This window comes from Amycolatopsis sp. NPDC051716, from assembly GCF_040681595.1.
In the GTDB taxonomy this organism is placed as follows: Bacteria; Actinomycetota; Actinomycetes; order Mycobacteriales; family Pseudonocardiaceae; genus Amycolatopsis.
Window position 1 is genome coordinate 229432 of the sequence record NZ_JBFAZA010000009.1, and the last position, 20306, is coordinate 249737.

General features: G+C 74.1%; 3 protein-coding genes. All 3 read left to right on the forward strand.

What is annotated here, in order from left to right; all coding sequences use genetic code 11:
- Window positions 1-908 precede the first annotated feature (908 nt).
- The 3 genes from AB0M30_RS15220 to AB0M30_RS15230 are packed head-to-tail and all read left to right on the forward strand — an operon-like array spanning window position 909 to window position 20289.
- Window positions 909-18647: a non-ribosomal peptide synthase/polyketide synthase gene (locus AB0M30_RS15220; protein ID WP_364584419.1), complete on the forward strand. Its 17739-nt coding sequence runs from the start codon at window positions 909-911 to the stop codon at window positions 18645-18647.
- Between the two features lie 33 nt (window positions 18648-18680).
- Window positions 18681-18881, forward strand: a complete 201-nt coding sequence (locus tag AB0M30_RS15225) for an MbtH family NRPS accessory protein (RefSeq protein WP_013224966.1) — start codon at window positions 18681-18683, stop codon at window positions 18879-18881.
- A gap of 49 nt (window positions 18882-18930) precedes the next feature.
- The gene (locus tag AB0M30_RS15230) at window positions 18931-20289 is read left to right on the forward strand and encodes a serine hydrolase domain-containing protein (RefSeq protein WP_364584421.1); all 1359 of its coding nucleotides are present in this window, start codon (window positions 18931-18933) and stop codon (window positions 20287-20289) included.
- Window positions 20290-20306: the final 17 nt, after the last annotated feature.

Genomic DNA, 20306 nt, shown 5'->3' on the forward strand with positions numbered 1-20306 from the left:
GCGGCCGCCGGCCCGTCCCCAGCCCCATGTCACCGCCCTCACCCTCCCCGGCCCCGGCCTAACTTCCCCCAGCCGACCCCGACCGACACCCCACCCCAGTTGAACGCTGTTCACCCCCGGGGCAATCAGGCACCATCGCATTCCAAGTCGACTTTGCCCCGGTTGCCGGGACTCGTGAAGGATCTGTGTGATCGATCATTTCACCGATGCGGCCGCCTCTTCCGTGTTACCCGCCAATCGGGTGACGTCCCGTAAGCTGAAGCACATCTTGGAAAGTCGCTTACTTCGGCCCTCGCGCCCCGATCGTCACCCGAGTGACGCTGCGTCTTCCCAGGTGAGCGCTCTGCCGTAAAGTCAAACCTCCCAATCGAGGTAACATTTTCCGGCAGAAGAGTGAACAGAAATCGACGCCGTACTACTCGCTGTCCGGGTAAACCGAGGCGATTTTTGGCAATTTTCGGTAATGCTCCGTTCGGCGGTACGAGCTACGCGTTCACTAGGTAGCGTGATGCCAATCCGGCTGGTCTTGGGGGTACTTGACTGCCGGATGACCGGACCTGTTGCACGAAGAACGCTGGTTGTCGCGCGCGTTCGACGGTCGCTGGTGCCTAATCGGCTCAGCGGGGGTGCCGTCGAAATCGGAACTGTTTCCGGACGTTGCCGCGTGGCCGCACGCTGGAAAGGATCAATGTGTCTCGCCCTCGTTCCTGCGGGTTCGCCCGGTGTGTGGCACGCCAGGGCGATCTGTTGAACGAGTGGCAAAAAGCCGGTGGCCGAGGTGGGTGGAACGCCCGGTTCCGGCCGCCTTTTATCGCGATTTCCCTGGTCGCGGGCCCCACCTGCGTGTCATCTCCCAGCGCCCGGATGGCCCTGCGCTGACCTCACCCGTGCTCGAAAGGTTCCCAGCAATGCCGCGATACGACGTCTCGGTTCCTGCCGCTGACGACGACAGATCGGTCCCCCCGCGCACCCTCGCCGGACTGTTCCAGGCCCAAGCCGCCCGCACCCCGGCGGAACCGGCGCTGACCGGCGCCGATGGCACGCTGACCTACGCTGCCGTCAACGCCCGGGCGAACCGGCTGGCGCGGCTGCTGATCCGGCACGGCGCCGGCCCGGAAACGGTCGTCGCGCTCGTGCTGCCGCGGTCGGCCGACCTCGTCGTCGCGCAGCTCGCCGCGGCCAAGGCCGGTGCCGCCTTCCTGCCCGTCGACCCCGACCAGCCCGCCGAACGGCTCGCCTTCGTGCTCGCCGATGCCGACCCCGTGCTCGTCCTGACCCGCGGGGAAGTGAGCACCGAAGCCACCACCCTCGACCTCGGCGAACCCGGTCTGCTGGACGGCCTGCCCGACACCGACCCGGCCGACGCCGACCGGACGCGCCCGCTGCACGTCGACCACCCGGCCTACCTCATCTACACGTCCGGATCGACCGGCGTCCCCAAGGGCGTGCTCGTCACCCACCGCGGCCTGGCCGGCTTCTTCGCCGCGATGCGGGAGCAGTACGACGTGCGGCCCGGCGACCGGGTCCTGGAGTTCTCCTCACCGAGTTTCGACGCCTCGATCCTCGAGCTCGGCATGGCGCTGCCGCACGGGGCGGCGCTGGTCGTGCCGCCGCCCGGGCCGCTGCTGGGCGACCGGCTCGCGGACGTCCTGGCCGAGCACGGAATCACCCACGCGCTCATCCCGCCCGTCGCGCTGGCCACGCTGTCCGCCGGGCACGCGGCCGCGCTGCCGGACTTCCGCACGGTGATCGTCGGCGGGGACGCCTGCCCGCCCGAACTGGTCCGGACCTGGGCGCCCGGCCGCCGGATGATCAACTCCTACGGTCCCACCGAATTCACCGTCGTGGCCACCTGGAGCGACCCCCTCGTCCCCGGAGGCACGCCGCCGATCGGCCACCCGCTGCCGGAGGCCACCGCGTACGTGCTCGACGAGGCGCTGCGCCCGGCGGCCACCGGCGAGCTCTACCTCGCCGGCCCGGAACTCGCCCGCGGGTACCTCGACCGGCCGGGGCTGACCGCGAGCCGGTTCGTGGCCGACCCGTTCGGCGAGCCGGGTGCGCGGATGTACCGGACCGGTGACGTCGTCCGCCGGACCGGCGAGGGCGAGGGCGACGGCGAGCTCGAGTTCGTCGGCCGGGCCGACCACCAGGTCAAGATCCGCGGGTTCCGGATCGAACCGGGCGAAATCGAAGCGCTGCTGCGCGAGCAGGACGGGGTCCGCGAGGCGGTCGTCGTCGCCCGCGAGGACCAGCCCGGCGTGAAACGCCTGGTGGCCTACGTCGCCGGGGACGCCGATCCCGCGCAGCTGCGGTCCGCCGCGGCGGACCGGCTGCCGCCGTACATGGTCCCGGCCGCGTTCGTCGTGCTCGAGGCGATGCCGCTGACCCACCACGGCAAGCTCGACCGCGACGCGCTGCCCGAACCCGATTGGCAGGCCCAGGTCCGCGCCGCGCACACCGCGCCCCGCACCCCGGCCGAGCGGGCCCTCGCCGAGATCTGGGCCGACGTCCTGGGCGTACCGGACATCGGCGTCGACGCGGACTTCTTCGAACTCGGCGGCGACTCCATCCTCGGGGCGCGGGCGCTCGCCCGGATCCGCGCCCGCTTCGGCGCCGAGCTGTCCCCGCGGGTCGTGTTCGACGCCCGCACCATCGCGAAGCTCGCCGAGCTGCTGCCGGCTCGATCCAGTGCCCCGGCCGGCCGGATCGAGCCCGTGCCCCACGACGCCGTGGTGCCGCTCTCGCCGGTCCAGCGCCGCCTCTGGGTGCTCGACCAGCAGAACCCCGGCAGCACCGAATACAACGCCGGGGTCGGCCTCACCCTCTCCGGCCCGCTGGACCGCGACGCCCTGCTCGCCGCGCTGGACGGGCTGGCCGCGCGCCACGAGTCGCTGCGGACGACGTTCCGGACGGTCGACGGCGAGGGCGTCCAGGTCGTCGCCGAAGAAGGCACCATCCCGCTGCGCGAAGCCGACGCCGAAGCGGACCTGGACGCGCAGCTCGCGGCCGAACTGGACCGTCCCTTCGACCTGGCCGCCGGGCCGCTCACGCGGGCCACGCTGATCCGCCGTGGCCCGGACGACCACCTGCTCCTGCTCTGCCAGCACCACATCATCACCGACGGCTGGTCCGTCGGCCTGCTCGTCGACGAATTCGCCACGCTCTACGCGGGGGAGAAGCCCGCACCTCTGGACATCGGCTACCGCGACTACTCCCGCTGGCACCACGACCGGCTGGCCGGGCCGCTGCGCGAGCGGCAGCTGGCGTACTGGCGCGAGCAGCTCGCCGGTCTCGAACCGCTGGACCTGCCCACCGACCGGCCCCGGCCGCCCGTCCGCGCCGGCGAGGGCGCCATCCGCCGGTACGCGCTGCCCGCGGAGCTGGCCGGAAACCTCGCCGAACTGGGCCACGACACCGGCGCGACGCTGTTCACCACGCTGACCGCGCTCGTCCAGGTGCTGCTGTCCCGCTACACCGGGCAGGACGACGTCGCCATCGGCACCGCGGTGTCCGGCCGTGACCACGATCAGCTCGAGCGGCTCGCCGGGTTCTTCGTCAACACGCTTGTCCTGCGGTCCGCGGTCGATCCGGCCCAGCCGTTCGACGCCTTCCTCGGCCGGGTCAAGGAAACGACACTGGCGGCCTTCGCCGCCGCCGAAGTGCCCTTCGACCAGGTCGTCGACGACCTGCGGCCGGCCCGTGACCCGAGCCGGACCCCGCTGGTGCAGGTCTTGCTGGTGCTGCAGCAGGACCTCGTCCGGCCCCGGGAGGCGGGCGCCCTCCGCCTGGGCGAGCACGATCTGCCCCGCCCCCGGGCCCGGTTCGACCTGGTGCTGGAGTTCCAGCCGCAGGGCCGCAGTGTCGCCATCGAGTACGACACCGCGCTCTTCGACGCCGAGACGATCGACCGCTTCGCCGGGCACCTGCGGGTGCTGGCCGAAGCGGTGGTCGCCGAGCCGCACCGGCCGGTGGCCGAGCTGCCGCTGATGGGTGACGCCGAGCTGGCGCAGCTGGCCGGGCTGTCCCGCGGGCCGGTGCTCGAAGCGCCGGAAGCCACGCTGCCGCAGCTGTTCGAGGCCCAGGCGGCCCGCACGCCGGACGCGGTCGCGGTCGTCTGCGAGGACCGCTCGCTCACTTACCGGGAGCTCGACGAGCAGGCCAACCGGCTGGCCCGGGTGCTGGCTGGGCGGGGCGCCGGGCCCGAGCGGTTCGTTGCCGTCTCCCTGCCGCGCACCGAACGGATCCTGGTGGCGCTGCTCGGCGTGCTCAAGTCCGGCGCCGCCTACCTCCCGGTCGATCCGGCCTACCCGGCCGACCGCCAGGAACTGATCCTCGACGACGCCGGCCCGGCGCTGCTGCTCACCCCGGACGGCCGGGGCCCCGGCGCCGTCCCCGCCCTCGCGTTCGACGACCCGGCCCTGTTCGACGGCGCCTCCGCCGCGCCGCTCGGCCGCGCCACGAACCCGGACCACCCCGCCTACGTGATCCACACCTCCGGCTCGACCGGCCGTCCCAAGGGCGTCGTGGTCGCCCACCGCAGCGCCGCGAACCTGATGGCGTGGGCCGGAACCGACTTCGAAGACGTCTTCCGCCCCGGGTCCACCGTGGTCGCTTCGACGTCGCTCAACTTCGACGTCTCGGTGTTCGAGATCTTCGCGCCGCTGATGACCGGCGCCACCGTCGAAATCGTGCGGGACGTGCTGGCCCTGGGCGAAGGCGAGCACACCGGCCGGCCGGTCGGCCTGGTCAGCGGCGTGCCCTCGGCGTTCGCCCAGCTGCTGGCCCAGGGCGCGGTGTCGGTGCGGCCGTCCACTGTGGTCCTGGCCGGTGAAGCGCTGACGCGGCACGCGCTGCTCGACATCCGGAAAGCGTTGCCCGGCAGCCGGATCGCCAACATCTACGGGCCCACCGAGTCCACCGTGTACGCCACCGCGTGGTACCACGACACCGACCGCACCCCGCCGATCGGCCGCCCGATCGCCGGCATCCGCGCCTGTGTCCTGGACCGCGGCATGCGGCCCGTTCCGGTCGGCGTGCCCGGCGAACTGCACCTCGGCGGCGCCGGGGTGGCCCGCGGCTACCTCGGCCGGCCGGGCCTGACCGCCGGCCGGTTCGTGGCCGACCCCTTCGGCGAGCCGGGGGCCCGGATGTACCGGACCGGCGACGTCGTGCGCTGGACCACCCGCGGTGAGCTGGAGTACCTGGGCCGCGCCGACGACCAGGTCAAGATCCGCGGGTTCCGGATCGAGCCCGGCGAGGTCGAGGCCGCGCTGCGGCAGCACCCGGACGTCACCGAAGCGGTGGTGGTCGCGCGCACCGACGGCGGGCACCAGCGGCTGGTCGCCTACGTCGTGCCCGGGGCGCCCGCCGGCCTGCGCGAGTTCCTCGGCGCGTCGCTGCCCGCGCACCTCGTGCCGTCGGCGTTCGTCCCGCTCGACCGCCTGCCGCTCAACCCCAGCGGCAAGCTCGACCGGCGCGCCCTGCCCGCCCCCGACTGGACGGGCGGCACCACCCGCGTCGCGCCGCGCACCGAGACCGAACGGCTCCTCGCCGCCATCTGGGCCGATGCCCTCGGGCTGCCCGAGGTCGGCGTCGAGGACAACTTCTTCGAGCTGGGCGGCGATTCGATCCTCAGCATCCGGCTGGTGTCCGAGGCGGCCAAGGCCGGCCTGCGGATCACCACCAAGGACGTCTTCCGGCACCAGACGATCGCCGCGCTCGCCGCGGCGGCCGGGGTGGCCGAGCCGGTGGCCGAGCGCCCCGCGGCCACCGGAGACGTCGTCGTCACGCCGATCCAGCACTGGTTCCTCGACACCGATCCGGCCGACCCGGACCACTTCGTCCAGCAGCTGAGCGTCCGGCTCGCCGACGACGTCGACGGAGACCGGCTGCGCGCGGCGGTGAACACCGTCGTCGCCCACCACGACGCCCTGCGGCTGCGCTTCCGCAAGACGACCGAAGGCTGGACGCAGTTCCACGCCGAGCCCGCCGAGGTCGACGTTTTCGGCGCGGAGATCGACATCGAGCACGGCCCGCTGGTGCGTGCGGACCTGGAGGGCACGACCTTGCGCCTGGCCGTGCACCACCTGGTGGTGGACGGCGTCTCCTGGCGGATCCTGCTGGAGGACATCGGCCACGCCTACCACGGGCGCGAGCTGAGTGCCCGGACCACGTCCTTCCAGGACTGGGCGAACCGGCTCGCCGAGCACGACTTCGCCGGCGACCTCCCGTACTGGCGGGCGGTCGACGGTACCCAGATCCCGCTGGACACCGACGGCGCCAACACGGTGGCGAGCACCCGCACGGTCACCACTCGGCTGGACGCCGAGCTGACCCGGGCGCTGCTGCAGGACGTCCCGGGCACCTACCGCACCCAGGTCAACGACGTGCTGCTGGCCGCGCTCGGCGGGGCCTTACGCCGCTGGAGCGGCGCCGACCGGGTGCTGGTCGACCTCGAAGGCCACGGCCGCGAGGACCTGTTCGACGACGTCGACCTGTCCCGCACGGTCGGCTGGTTCACCTCGATGTTCCCGGTGGCGCTCGACGTCCCGGACCGTGACATCGCGACCCTGCTCAAGTCCGTCAAGGAGCAGCTGCGTGCGATCCCGGCCCGCGGCCTGTCCTACGGCGTGCTGCGCCACCTCGCCGGGACCGCGCCGGCGGTGACGCCCCGGCTCAGCTTCAACTACCTCGGCCGCTTCGAGGTCGAAGGCGAGCTGTACCAAGGGATCGAGCGGGAACTCGAGCTCTCGCAGCACCCCGCCGACGTCCGTGCGCACGCTGTCGACGTCGTCGCCCGGGTCGCCGAGGGCCGCCTGGAGATCACCTGGTTCTACTCGGACCAGCTCCACGAGGAGGCCACCGTCCGCACGGTCGCCGACGACCTCGTCCGCCGGCTGGCCGGGATCGTCACGCACTGCACCGAGCCGGGCGCCGGCGGCCGCACGCCGTCGGACTTCCCCCTGGCCGGGCTCGACCAGGCCACGGTGGACCGGCTCGCCGGCGACGGCCGCGACGTCGAGGACATCTACCCGCTCACCCCGGCCCAGGCCGGCATGCTGTTCCACCGGCTCACCGGTGGCGGGCGGCACGCCTACCTCCAGCAGGTGACGTTCGTGATGAGCGACGTCCCCGACCCGGAGGCACTCGCCCGCGCCTGGCAGCGGGTGGTGGACCGGACGCCCGTCCTGCGCACCCGGGTCGTCTGGGACGGCCTCGACGCCCCGGTGCAGGTGGTCCACCGGCAGGTCACCCTGCCCGTCGAGCTCCGGGACTGGACGTCCGCCCCGGAGGACCTGGACACCGTGCTGGCGGCCGGCCGGGACGCCGGCCTGGACCTGGGCGCGCTGCCGCTGATGCGGCTGCTGCTCGCGCGCGTCTCGGCAACCGAGGTCCGCGTGGTCTGGACGTTCCACCACCTGCTGCTGGACGGCTGGAGCCTCTTCCAGGTGCTCTCCGACGTCGCGGCGGCGCACGCCGGGCGCCCGCTGCCGGCCCGCCGGCCCTTCCGCGACCACGTCCGGTGGCTGTCCGAACAGGACCAGCCGGCAGCGGAAAGCTATTGGCGTGCCCGGCTTTCCGGGCGGCCCGAGCAGGCCCGCCTGCGTACCGACCGCGTCGCCGACGGGCACCCGGTCGAGTCGACGGCCTCGCTGCGGATCGAGCTGCCCGCCGGGCCGCTGCGCACCGCCGCGCAGCGCCACGGGCTGACCCTCAACACGCTCGTCCAGGGCGCCTGGGCGGTGCTGCTGGCCCGCCACACCGGCCGGCCGGAGGTCTGCTTCGGCACCACGGTCGCCGGGCGGCCCGCCGAACTGCCCGGGGCCGGGGAGATCACCGGCATGTTCATCACCACGCTGCCGGTCGTCGCCGACGTCGACGAGCGGGCGGCCGCCGTGGACTGGCTGCGCGGTCTCCAGGAGACCCAGGCCGAAGCCCGGCGGTTCGACCACCTTTCCCTGGCGCGCCTGCAGAGCTGGGGCGGGGAGTTCGACAGCCTGCTCGTGTTCGAGAACTACCCGGTCACCGCGGAGCTCGGGCTGCGCGACCTGCGGGGCGTGGAGACGACCAACTACCCGCTCAGCGTCGTCGCCTATCCCGGCGAGGAGCGCCTGGAGTTCCTGTTCGGCTACGACCCCGAGCTGTTCGACGCCGAGACGGTCGCCGGGTTCGCCGGGCACCTCGAGACCCTGCTGTCCGAGCTCGCGACCCGCCCGCACGAGCCGCTCGCCCGGCTGCGCATGCTCGCCGACGCCGAGCGGCAAGCCGTTCTGTCGCAAGGGAACGGTGCCACGCAGGAGTACCCGGAAACGACCGTGCCCGCCCTGTTCGCCGAGCAGGTCCGCCGCACCCCCGACGCGGTCGCCGTCACGGGCGAAGAAACCCTGACCTACGCGGAACTGGACGCTCGCGCGAACCGGCTGGCCCACCGCCTGCTCGACCTCGGGGCGCGGCGCGACGGCCTGGTCGGGCTGCTGCTCGGCCGCTCGGCCGACGTCGTCGTCGCCGAACTGGCCGTGCTCAAGGCCGGCGGCGCGTACCTGCCGCTGGACGCCCGTGCGCCCCGCAGCCGGCTGACGGCGCTGCTCGACGGGGTCCGCGTGCTGGTGACCGACGACGCCGGCCGGGCACTCGCCCAGGACGTCCACAGTGGACCGGTGGTGACCATCGGCGAAACCGGCGACGAACCGTCCGAGACGCCGGATGTCGTGCTGCGGCCGGAAAACCTGGCGTACGTCATGTACACCTCGGGGTCGACGGGGACGCCCAAGGGCGTGGCCGTCAGTCACCGGGCCATCGTCGCACTGGCCCGGGAGCGGTCCTTCGCCGTCCCCGCCCACCAGACGGTGCTCCTGCACTCGGCGCTGGCCTTCGACGCGTCGACGTATGAGATGTGGGTGCCGTTGCTCAGCGGCGGCCGCGTGGTCGTCGCGCCGCCGGGGGACATCGACGCCGACGTGCTGCGCCGCGTGATCACCACGCACGGCGTGACCGGGCTGTTCATCACCGCGGGGCTGTTCCGCGTGCTGGCGCAGGAGGATCCCGGCTGCCTGCGCGGCGTCCGCGAGGTGTGGACGGGCGGCGAGGTGGTGCGCCCCGCCGCGGTGCAGCAGGTGTCGGACGCGTGCCCCGGGCTGACCGTGGTGGACGTCTACGGCCCCACCGAGACCACGACCTTCGCCACCCGGTACCCGCTGCCGCCGGGCGAGCCGGTGCCGGACGTGCTGCCGATCGGACGGCCGCTGGACGACACGGCGGCGTACGTGCTCGACCACGGGCTGCGGCCGGTGCCGCCGGGCGCCGTCGGCGAGCTGTACCTGGCCGGCACCGGCCTGGCCCGCGGCTACCTCGGGCAGCCGGCGCTGACGGCGGAGCGGTTCCTGGCCGACCCCTTCGGGGTGCCGGGGGCGCGGATGTACCGCACCGGAGACCTCGTGCGGTGGACCCGGTCCGGCGTGCTGGAGTTCGTCGGCCGCGCCGACGACCAGGTGAAGATCCGCGGCTTCCGCGTCGAGCTCGGCGAGATCGAGACCGCGCTGACCGCCCACGCGGGCGTGGCCGAAGCGGTTGTCGTCGCGGCCGAGCACGGCGGGTCCAAACGGCTGGTGGCCTACGTCGTCGCGACCGGGACGCCGGACCTGCGCGAATTCCTGCTGCGCTCGCTGCCGGACTACCTCGTCCCGGCCGTCTTCGTGCCGCTCGAAGCCTTGCCGCTGAACGAAAACGGGAAGGTCGACCGCCGGGCGCTGCCCGCGCCCGACTTCGTGTCCGGGCTCGGCTACCGCGAGCCCGCCACGGACGCCGAGCGGCTGCTCGCCGGCATCTGGGCCGAGGTGCTGCGGGTGGCGCGGGTCGGCGCCGACGACAACTTCTTCGAGCTCGGCGGCGACTCGATCCTGAGCATCCAGGTGGTCTCCCGGGCCCGCCGGGCCGGCCTCGACCTGATGCCCGGCCAGGTGTTCGACCACCCGACCGTCGCCGCGCTCGCCCTCGCCGCCACCCCGGCCGCGCCCGCCGCGGCCGTCGCCGACGCCGAACCGGTGACCGGCGGGATGCCGCTCACGCCGGTGCAGCACTGGTACCTCGACCCGCGGCCGGTGCACCCCGAACAGTTCGTGCAGTCCGTCTCGGTGGAACTGCCCGCCGCGCCGGACCCGGCGGTGCTGCGCCGCGCGCTGCGTGAGCTCCAGCTGCACCACGACGCCCTCCGGCTGCGGTTCACCGCCGACGGCCCGCACCACGCCCCGGACGCCGGAGACGTCCTCGGCGCCACGATCGACCTCGAGCACGGGCCGCTGCTGCGCGCCGAGCTGTCCGGCACGACGCTGACGCTCGCCGCCCACCACCTGGTGGTCGACGGCGTCTCCTGGCGGATCCTCCTGGAGGACCTGAAAACCCTGCTGGACGGCGGCGAACTGCCGGCCAAGACGACGTCCTTCCGCGACTGGGCCCGCACCCTGTCCCGCCACACGGCCGACGGCTTCTTCGACGGCGAACTCGCCCATTGGGCGGCGATCGACGCCGACCCGGCCCTGCCGGTCGACGCGACCGGCGAAAACACCTACGGCTCGGCCCGCTCGGTGGTCGTGCGGCTGCCCGCGGACGTCACCCGGTCGGTGCTGCACGACGTGCCGGGGGCCTACCGGACGCAGGTCAACGACGTCCTGCTGACCGCGCTCGGCCGCGTCCTGCGCGACTGGACCGGCCGCGACCGCGTCCTGGTCGACCTCGAAGGCCACGGCCGCGAAGACCTGTTCCCCGGGATCGACCTCTCCCGCACGGTCGGCTGGTTCACCTCGATCTTCCCGGTCGAGCTGACGTCGTCCGGGGCGGACTGGGGCGAAGCCCTGAAGACGACGAAGGAACGGCTCCGCGCGATTCCCCGCCGGGGGATCGGCTACGGCGCCCTGCGCCACCTCGCCGGCACCGCCCCGCACCTCGACCCGCGGATCAGCTTCAACTACCTGGGCCGCTTCGATCACGGCGGCGGGCTGGGCGGCGCCGCGCACCCCGAGCAGACCCGCGCGCACCAGCTCGACGTCATCGGCGCGGTCGTCGGCGACGAGCTGGAACTGACCTGGCAGTACTCGGCAGGCGTGCACACCGAGGCCACCGTCCGCCGGCTGGCCGACGCGCTCCTCGACGCGCTCACCGGGATCGCCGGGCACTGCGCCCGGCCGGACGCCGGCGGCCGCACGCCGTCGGACTTCCCGCTGGCCCGCCTCGACCAGGCCGCGGTGGACCGCCTCGCCGGCACCGGCCGGACGGTCGAGGACATCTACCCGCTGACCCCGATGCAGTCGGGCATGGTCTTCCACAGCCTCGTCGACGGGGCGGCGGGGACCTACCTCAACCAGGTGCGGCTGCGGCTGACCGGCGTCACCGACCCCGAGCGCCTCGCCCGGGCGTGGCAGTCGGTCGTCGCCGACACGCCGGTGCTGCGGACCCGCGTCGTCTGGGACGGCCTCGACGAGCCCGTGCAGGTCGTCGAGCGGGCCGTCACGGTCCCGGTCGTCCAGCTCGACTGGACGGCACTGGACGACGACGAGCGGGCCCGCGAGCAGGAGCGGTTCCTCGAAGCCGACCGGGAGCAGGGCTTCGACCTGACGGCCGCGCCGCTGCTGCGGCTGGCGTTCGCCCGGCTGCCCGGCGGCGACGTCCTGCTGGTGTGGACGTTCCACCACGTGCTGCTCGACGGCTGGAGCGCCGCGCAGGTGTTCGGCGAGGTGTGCGCCCGGTACGCGGGCGCCGCGACGCCGGGGCACCGCCCGCCGTTCCGCGAGTACCTGCGCTGGCTCGGTGAGCAGGACACCGCGGCCGCCGAAACGCACTGGCGCGAGCAGCTCGACGGTCTGCGGACGCCGACGCCGCTGCTGTTCGACCGCCGCCCGGTCGAGGCCCACCGCGCCCGGTCCGCCGCGTCGGTCCGGGTGTCGGCGCCCGCCGACGGGCTGCGCGAGCTGGCCCGCCGCGCCGGCCTGACGCTCAACACGATCGTGCAGGGCGCCTGGGGCCTCGTGCTTTCCCGCTACAGCGGGGAATCCGACGTCGTCTTCGGCACCACCGTGTCCGGCCGGCCGGCCGACCTGCCCGGGGTCGAGTCGATGGCCGGGCTGTTCATCAACACCCTGCCCGCCCCGGTGACCGTCCACGACGGACAGACCGTGGCGGACTGGCTGCGCGAGCTGCAGGCGGGCCAAGCGCGCTCGCGCCGGTTCGACTTCGTGTCCCTGGCCCAGCTGCAGACCTGGGCCGGCGGCACCACGCTGTTCGACAGCATCCTCGTCTTCGAGAACTACCCGTTCGACACCGAGGCCGTGGCCGCCCACGGGATCGGCCTGCACGAGGAAGGCGAGCTGCAGCCGACCAACTACCCGCTCAGCGTCGTCGTCGCGCCGGGCGAGCGGCTGACGGTGACCTTCGACCACGACCCGGACCTGTTCGACCGGGCCACCATCGACCGGCTGGCCGGGCAGCTGCTGCTCGCCTTGGAGCGCATCGCCGCGGGCCCCGGCCTGCGGGTCGGCGAGCTGGACCTGCTGACCGACGGCGACCGCGAGCGCGTGCTGCGGACGTTCAACGACACCGCGCACCCGGTGGCCGAGGCCACCGTGGTGAGCCGGTTCGCCGAGCAGGTCCGCCGCACGCCGGACGCTCCGGCGGTCGGCGACCTGACCTACGCGGAGCTCGACGCCCGGGCCGACGGGCTCGCGGGCCGGCTGGCCGAGCTGGGTGTCGGCGCCGAGGACCGGGTGGGCCTGCTGCTGGAGCGGTCGGCCGACGTCGTCGTCGCCGAGCTGGCGGTGCTCAAGGCCGGGGCCGCGTACGTGCCGGTCGACCTGCGCGCCCCGGCGAGCCGGATGCGGCTGGTCCTGGCCGAAGCGGGCGTTTCCGTGGTCGTCACCGATCGGTCCGATGTGGACGTCCACGATGGACATGTCGTTCGCGTGGACGAGACCGGGCCGGCCGGTGCGGCGGAAGCCGTGGTGCGGCCCGGGAACCTGGCGTACGTGATGTACACGTCCGGATCGACGGGCCAGCCCAAGGGCGTGGCGGTGACCCACCGCGACATCGTGGCCCTCGCGTCCGACCGATCGTTCGCGGGCGAGGCGCACCGGAGCGTGCTGCTGCACTCGCCGCAGGCGTTCGACGCCTCGACGTACGAGGTGTGGGTGCCGCTGCTCAACGGCGGCCGGGTGGTCGTCGCGCCGCCGGGGGACGTGGACGCCGACGTCGTGCGCGAGGTCGTCGCCGGGCAGGGCGTCACCGCGCTCTGGCTGACCGCCGGGCTGTTCCGCCTGCTGGCGCAGGAGGACCCCGGCTGCCTGCGGGGCGCCGGCGAGGTGTGGACCGGCGGCGACGTCGTCCCCGCCGCCGCCGTCCGCCAGGTGCGGGCGGCCTGCCCGGGGCTGACCGTCGTCGACGGTTACGGCCCCACCGAGACGACCACCTTCGCCAGCCGGTTCTTCCTGGCTCCCGAAGACGCGGTCCCGGACGCGATGCCGATCGGGCGGCCGCTGGACAACATGGCCGCCTACGTCCTGGACGACGGGCTGCGGCCGGTCCCGCCGGGCGTGACGGGGGAGCTGTTCATCGCCGGCGCCGGCGTGTCCCGCGGCTACCTCGGCCGGCCGGCACTGACCGCGGAACGCTTCGTGGCCGACCCCTTCGGCGAGCCGGGCGCGCGGATGTACCGCACTGGCGACGTCGTCCGCTGGTCCGGCGACGGCGTGCTGGAGTTCGTCGGCCGCGCCGACGACCAGGTGAAGATCCGCGGCTTCCGGATCGAGCTGGGCGAGATCGAGACGGCCCTGTCCGCCCACCCCGACGTCGCCGAAGCGGTCGTCGTCGCGCGGGACCGGCGGCTCGTCGCCTACGTCGTCACCACCGCGGGCACCGCCGACCTCCGGGCGTGGCTGCAACGCGACCTGCCCGACTACATGGTGCCGCCGGCCTTCGTGAAGCTCGACGCGCTTCCCTTGAGCGCCAACGGAAAGGTCGACCGCCGGGCGCTACCGGAGCCCGTGGCGGAGCCGGTGGCCGGGTACGTCCCACCGCGCACGGACACCGAACGCGTGCTCGCCGAGGTCTGGACCGACGTGCTCGGCGTGCCCGGCGTCGGCGTCGAGGACAACTTCTTCGAGCTCGGCGGCGACTCGATCCTCAGCATCCAGGTCGTCTCCCGGGCCCGGCGCCACGGCCTCGCGCTCACCCCGCGGGACCTGTTCGCCCACCAGACCGTCGCCGCGCTGGCCGTCGCGGCGGGTTCGGCCGCGGTCACCGTGGCCGAGCAGGGGCCGGTCACCGGCCCCGCCGCGCTGACCCCGATCCAGCACTGGTTCTTCGCCGGGGACTTCGGTGACCCCGACGGGTTCACCCAGTCGGTCCGGATCGAACGCGCCGAGCCGTTCGACGTCGACACCATGCGCGCGGCACTGGCCACCCTGGCCGGGCACCACGACGCCCTGCGCATGCGGTTCACCGGGGGCGGCCAGGAGAACGCCCCGGCCGAACCGGCCGAGATCCTCGGCGCCGGGATCGACGTGACGAGCGGGCCGCTGCTCACCGCCGAACTCCTGGCGCCCGCCGTCCTGCGGCTGACGGTCAACCACCTCGTCGTCGACGGCGTCTCGTGGCGGATCCTCCTGGAGGACCTGGAAACCGCCTACCGCGGTGGCCCGCTGCCGCCGAAGACGACGTCCTTCCGCGACTGGGCCAACCGGCTCGCCGCGCACGCCGAGGCCGGCGGCTTCGACGACGAACTGCCGTACTGGCGCGAAGCGCTCGCCGTCGACCCTGCCTTGCCGATCGACACGGCTTTGCCGGTCGACGCCGAAGATGCGGCCGAGGGCACCGGCACGGTCACCACGCGCCTGGACCCCGACCTGACGCGGGCGCTGCTGCAGGACATCCCGGCTGCCTACCGGACGCAGGTCAACGACGTGCTGCTGGCCGCGCTGGGCCGAGTGCTGGCCCGCTGGACCGGCCGCGACGGCGTGCTGATCGACCTGGAGGGCCACGGCCGCGAGGACCTGTTCGACGACGTCGACCTGTCCCGCACGGTCGGCTGGTTCACCACGCTCTACCCGGTGGCGCTGCGGATCGACGACGGCTGGGGCGCGCTGCTCAAGTCGGTGAAGGAACAGCTGCGCGCGGTGCCCCGCCGCGGGGTGGGCTTCGGTGCGCTGCGGTACCTGACCGGGACCGCGCCCGCGCTGCGGCCCGAGATCAGCTTCAACTACCTGGGCCGGCTCGACGGCGCCGCCGGCAGCCTCGACTCTTCGGTCGGCGAAGGGGCGGGCCGGGCGCACCTGCTCGACGTCGTCGGCCGGGTGGACCGGGAAGCCCTGGAACTGACCTGGTACTACGCACGCGACACGCACAGCGCCGCCACGGTCGAGCGGCTGGCCGCCGAACTGGTGGCCGCGCTGGGCGAAGCCGTGGCGCACTGCGCCGAACCTGGCGCGGGCGGCCGCACCCCGAGCGATTTCCCGCTGGCGAAGCTGAGCCAGCGGCAGGTGGACCGGATCGCCGGCGACGGCCGCGGCGTGGCCGACGTCCACCCGCTCACGCCGATGCAGGCGGGCATGGTCTTCCACGGCCTTTCCCAGGAATCCCAGGGCGTCTACTTCGAACAGGTCACCGCGGTCCTCGACGGCGTGGCCGAGCCGCGGTTCCTGGCCGAAGCGTGGCAGCACGTCGTCGACCGGACGCCGGTCCTGCGCGGCAGCGTCGTGTGGGAGGACGTCCCCGAGCCGCTGCTCGTGGTCCACCGTGAAGCGCGGGTGCCGGTCACCGAGCTCGACTGGCGGGACCGCGACCGCGAGGAAGCCTTGCGCGAGCTGCTCGCGAGCGACCGGGCGAAGCCGTTCGACCTGGCGGCCGCGCCGCTGGTGCGGGTCACGCTGGCCCGGCTGCCGGGCGACGCCGTCCAGCTCGTCTGGACGTTCCACCACGTCCTGCTGGACGGCTGGAGCGTTTTCCAGGTGCTGTCCGACGTCTGCACCGCCTACGCGGCCCTGCGCGACGGCACGCCGCCCGCCCTGCCGCACCGCCGTCCGTTCGGGGACTACGTCACGTGGCTGAGCGGCCAGACCGCCGAGGGCGCCGAAGAGTACTGGCGCCGCGAGCTCGCCGACGTCACCGAGCCGACGCCGCTGCCCTACGACCGGGTCCCCGCGTTCGCGCACGAATCCAGCTCGTCGACCTGGGTCAGCCGCGACCTGGACGAAGCGGCGACCGGCCGGCTGGCGGCGTTCGCCCGGCGCGAGCGGCTCACCGTCAACGCCGTCGTGCAGGGCGCCTGGGCGCTGCTGCTGGCCCGGCACAGCGGCGAGGACGACGTCTGCTTCGGCGCCACCGTGTCCGGCCGCCCGGCCGGGCTGGCCGGCGTCGACGACATCACCGGCATCTTCATCAACACCCTGCCGGTACGGGTGACCGCCGACCCGGCGGCCCCGGTGGCCGGCTGGCTGCGCGGCCTGCAGACCGCGCAGGCGGAATCGCGCCGGTTCGAGCACGTGCCGCTGACCGCGGTGCAGGCCTGGAGCGGGGTCGAGGGCGGCCGGAACCTGTTCGACAGCCTGGTGGTGTTCGAGAACTATCCGGTCACCGCCGAGGACGTGGACGGCGCTGTCGCGCACGGGGTGCGGCTGCGGGACCTGCAGGCGATGGAGACGACGAACTACCCGCTCAGCGTCGTGGCCGCGCCCGGCCCGCGCTTGTCGCTCGGCCTGGGGTACGACCCGGCGCTGTTCGACGAAACGACGGTCCGGCGGCTGGCCCGGCGGCTCGAGCACCTCTTGACGGCGATCTCCGAAGACCCGGCCCGGCCGCTGCGGGAGTTCGACGTCCTCGGTGCCGACGAACGCGACGAGGTCCTGGTGGCCTTCAACGATACCGGTCACGAGGTCCCGCCGGTCACCCTCACCGAGCTGATCGAGGCCCAGGCGGCTCGCACCCCGGACGCCGTCGCGGTGCTGTCCCGCGACGAACGGCTCACCTTCGCCGAACTCGACGCCCGTGCCGACCGGCTGGCGCGGCTGCTGGCCGCGCGCGGTGCCGGGCCGGAGCGGATCGTCGCGCTCGCTTTGCCGCGGTCGGTGGAGATCGTCGTCGCGCAGCTGGCCGTGCTGAAGACCGGCGCCGCGTACCTGCCGGTCGACCCGGACTACCCGGCCGAGCGGATCGCGTTCATGCTCGCCGACGCGAACCCGGTCGTCGTGGTGACCCGGCCGGGGACGCCGCTGCCGGTGGAGAATGTGCTCGTCCTCGACGGCTCGGAGGCGCACGGCCCGGCCGCGCCACTGAGCCGGTCGGTGCCGTTGACCGCACCGGCGTACGTCATCTACACCTCGGGTTCGACCGGTACCCCGAAGGGCGTCGTCGTCACCCACGCCGGGCTGGCGAGCTTCTCCGGAGCCGAAATCGCCCACTTCGACGTCCGGCCCGGCGACCGCGTGCTGCAGTTCTCCTCGCCGAGCTTCGACGCGTCGGTGCTGGAACTGTGCATGGCGCTGCCCGCCGGGGCCGCGCTCGTCGTGCCGCCGCCCGGGCCGCTGCTCGGCGAGCACCTGGCCGCCGTGCTGCGCGACGAAGGCGTCACCCACGCGCTGATCCCGCCGGTCGCCATGGCGAGCGTGCCCGACGTCGAGCTGCCCGCGTTCCGCACCCTGGTCGTCGGCGGCGAAGCCTGCCCCGCCGACCTGGTGGCCCGCTGGGCACCGGGCCGCCGGATGATCAACGCCTACGGGCCCACCGAAACCACGGTGGTGGCGACCTGGAGCGACCTCCTGGAACCCGGGGCCACCCCGCCGATCGGCCGCCCGATCCGCAACACCCGCGTCCGCGTCCTCGACGCCGCCCTCCGCCCGGTGCCGATCGGCGTCGCGGGGGAGCTGTACGTCTCCGGCGCCGGGCTCGCCCGCGGGTACCTCGACCGGCCGGGGCTGACCGCCACGCGGTTCCTCGCCGATCCGTTCGGGGCGCCGGGGACACGGATGTACCGCACCGGCGACCTGGTCCGGTGGCGCGCCGGCGGCACGCTCGAGTTCCTGGGCCGCGCCGACGACCAGGTGAAGATCCGCGGCTTCCGGATCGAGCCCGGAGAGATCGTGGCGGTGCTGCGCAAGCACCCGGGAGTCCGCGACGCCGCCGTGGTCGCGGACGGCCAGCGGCTGATCGCCTACGTCGTGGGCGATCCGGGCAGCGCCGATCCGGGGAGCGGGCTGCGGGAGCACGTCGCCGCGGCCCTGCCGGCCCACTTCGTGCCCGCCGCGTTCGTCCGGCTCGACGCCCTTCCGTTGACGGCCAACGGGAAGCTGGACCGGCGGGCGCTGCCCGCCCCGGCCGCGCCGGAAGAGAGCGCCGGGTACGCGGCCCCGGAAACCGAGACCGAAGAGGTCCTCGCGGCCATCTGGGCCGAGGCGCTGGACCTCGACCGGGTCGGCGTCGAGGACAACTTCTTCGCCCTCGGCGGCGATTCACTGCGCAGCCTGCAGATCACGTCGATGACGAAGTCCGCCTTCGACGTGGAAATCACGCCCAGGGACGTGCTCACCGCCGGCACCGTGCTGGCGCTGGCGGAGCTCGTCGAAGAACGGGTCCTGCAGGACCTCGAGCGGCTCGCCGCCGGCCAAGACCACTGACCGGAAACCCCCAAAAGGAAAGGTGAAAACCCCATGCAGGACGACGCCGAATTCCAGGTGCTGGTGAACGACGAGGGCCAGTACTCGCTGTGGCCGGTGGCCAACGAGGTCCCCGCGGGCTGGCGCGCCGACGGCTTCCGCGGCGGCCGCCAGGAGTGCATGGACCACGTCGACGAGGTGTGGACCGACATGCGGCCGCTGAGCCTGCAGCGGCAGATGGCCGCCGACGGCTGAGCCGGCGGCGCTCCCCGGCCCACCGAACCCACGCGGAAGGTCCCTTCTGATGCCCTCTCCTTCGACGTTCTCCCAGTCCATACCCGTGGTCCGGGACGTCCCGGACCCGCGGTCGCCCGCCGACGGCCGCCTCCAGCGGCTGCTCACGGGGCTCGCCCACAAACACGGCGTCCCGGCCGCCCAGCTGGTCGTCCACGACGGCGGCCGGGCGGCGTCGGCCACGGCCGGCGAGATCACCGCCGAGGCGAAGTTCCCCGCCGGGTCCATCACCAAGGCGTTCACCGCGGCGCTGGCGATGCTGCTCGTCGCCGACGGCGACCTCGACCCGGACGACCCGCTCGGCGAGCACCTGGACGGCCTCGGCCCCCAGGTCGGCAGACCCACCGTCGGGCAGGTGCTGAGCCACACCGGCGGGTTGCCGGCCGCGCTCGGCGCCGACGCGGACGGGGGCGGCTCGGCCCGCCGGTACCTGCGGGCCTGCCGCGACGCCGGGCTCGTCCAGCCGCCCGGGCTGGGCTTCTCCTACTCCAACGTCGGGTACGTCCTCACCGGCTACCTGGTCGAAGCCATCACCGGGATGAGCTGGTGGGAGGCGATGGACACGATGCTGCTCGGCGAACTCGGCATCGAGGCCGCGTTCGTCGTCGAGCCGGGGGCGCGACGCCGGACCGCCGCCCACGTCAGCGGGCACGCCGTGCACGCGGCGACCGGCCGCGCCCGGCCGGTCGCACAGACCCTGACCCCCGCCGAGGCCGCGGCCGGGGCGCTCGCGCTGAGCGCCGGGGACCTGGCCGCCTTCGGCCTGATGTGCTGCGGCGGCGACGGCCCGCTGCCGGCGGACCTGATCGACCTGATGCGCCGCCCGGTGCCGGGAGCGGAGCCGTTCGGGCTGGCCGACGGCTGGGGGCTCGGCCTGGCCGGCTACCGCGGCGCCGACGCGGACTGGACCGGCCACGACGGCACCGCCGACGGCACCTCCTGCCACCTGCGGATCGACGCCGAGCACGGCCGGGTCGTCGCGCTCACCACCAACGGCAGCACCGGCTCGGCGCTGTGGACGGACCTGGTCGCGGCGCTGCGCGCCGAAGGCCTGCCGGTCGGCGACTACGAGCTGCCCCGCGACCTGGACCGGGCCGCGCGCCCGGCCGCCGACCTGACCGGCCGCTACACCAACGGCGACCTCGAGTACCAGGTGGACGTCCGCGCGGACGGCGGCGCCGTGCTCGTCGTCGACGGCGAGGTCTACCCGGAGCTGGCGCTGCTGCGCGACGGGTCGTTCTCGGTGCGCGAACCCGGCACCGGCCGGCGGATCATCGGCGGCCGCTTCCTGACCGACCCGGCCACCGGCACCGTCAGCGCCATGCAGGCCGGGGGCCGCGTCGCCCGCCGCCGCCGCCGCGCCTCCTGATCTCCCGCCCCGCCGGC

What these genes read in the sequence shown, in the direction of transcription:
- AB0M30_RS15220 (WP_364584419.1), top strand. Translation starts at nt 909, where the DNA reads ATGCCGCGATACGACGTCTCGGTTCCTGCCGCTGACGACGACAGATCG.
- AB0M30_RS15230 (WP_364584421.1), top strand. Translation starts at nt 18,931, where the DNA reads ATGCCCTCTCCTTCGACGTTCTCCCAGTCCATACCCGTGGTCCGGGAC.
- AB0M30_RS15225 (WP_013224966.1), top strand. Translation starts at nt 18,681, where the DNA reads ATGCAGGACGACGCCGAATTCCAGGTGCTGGTGAACGACGAGGGCCAG.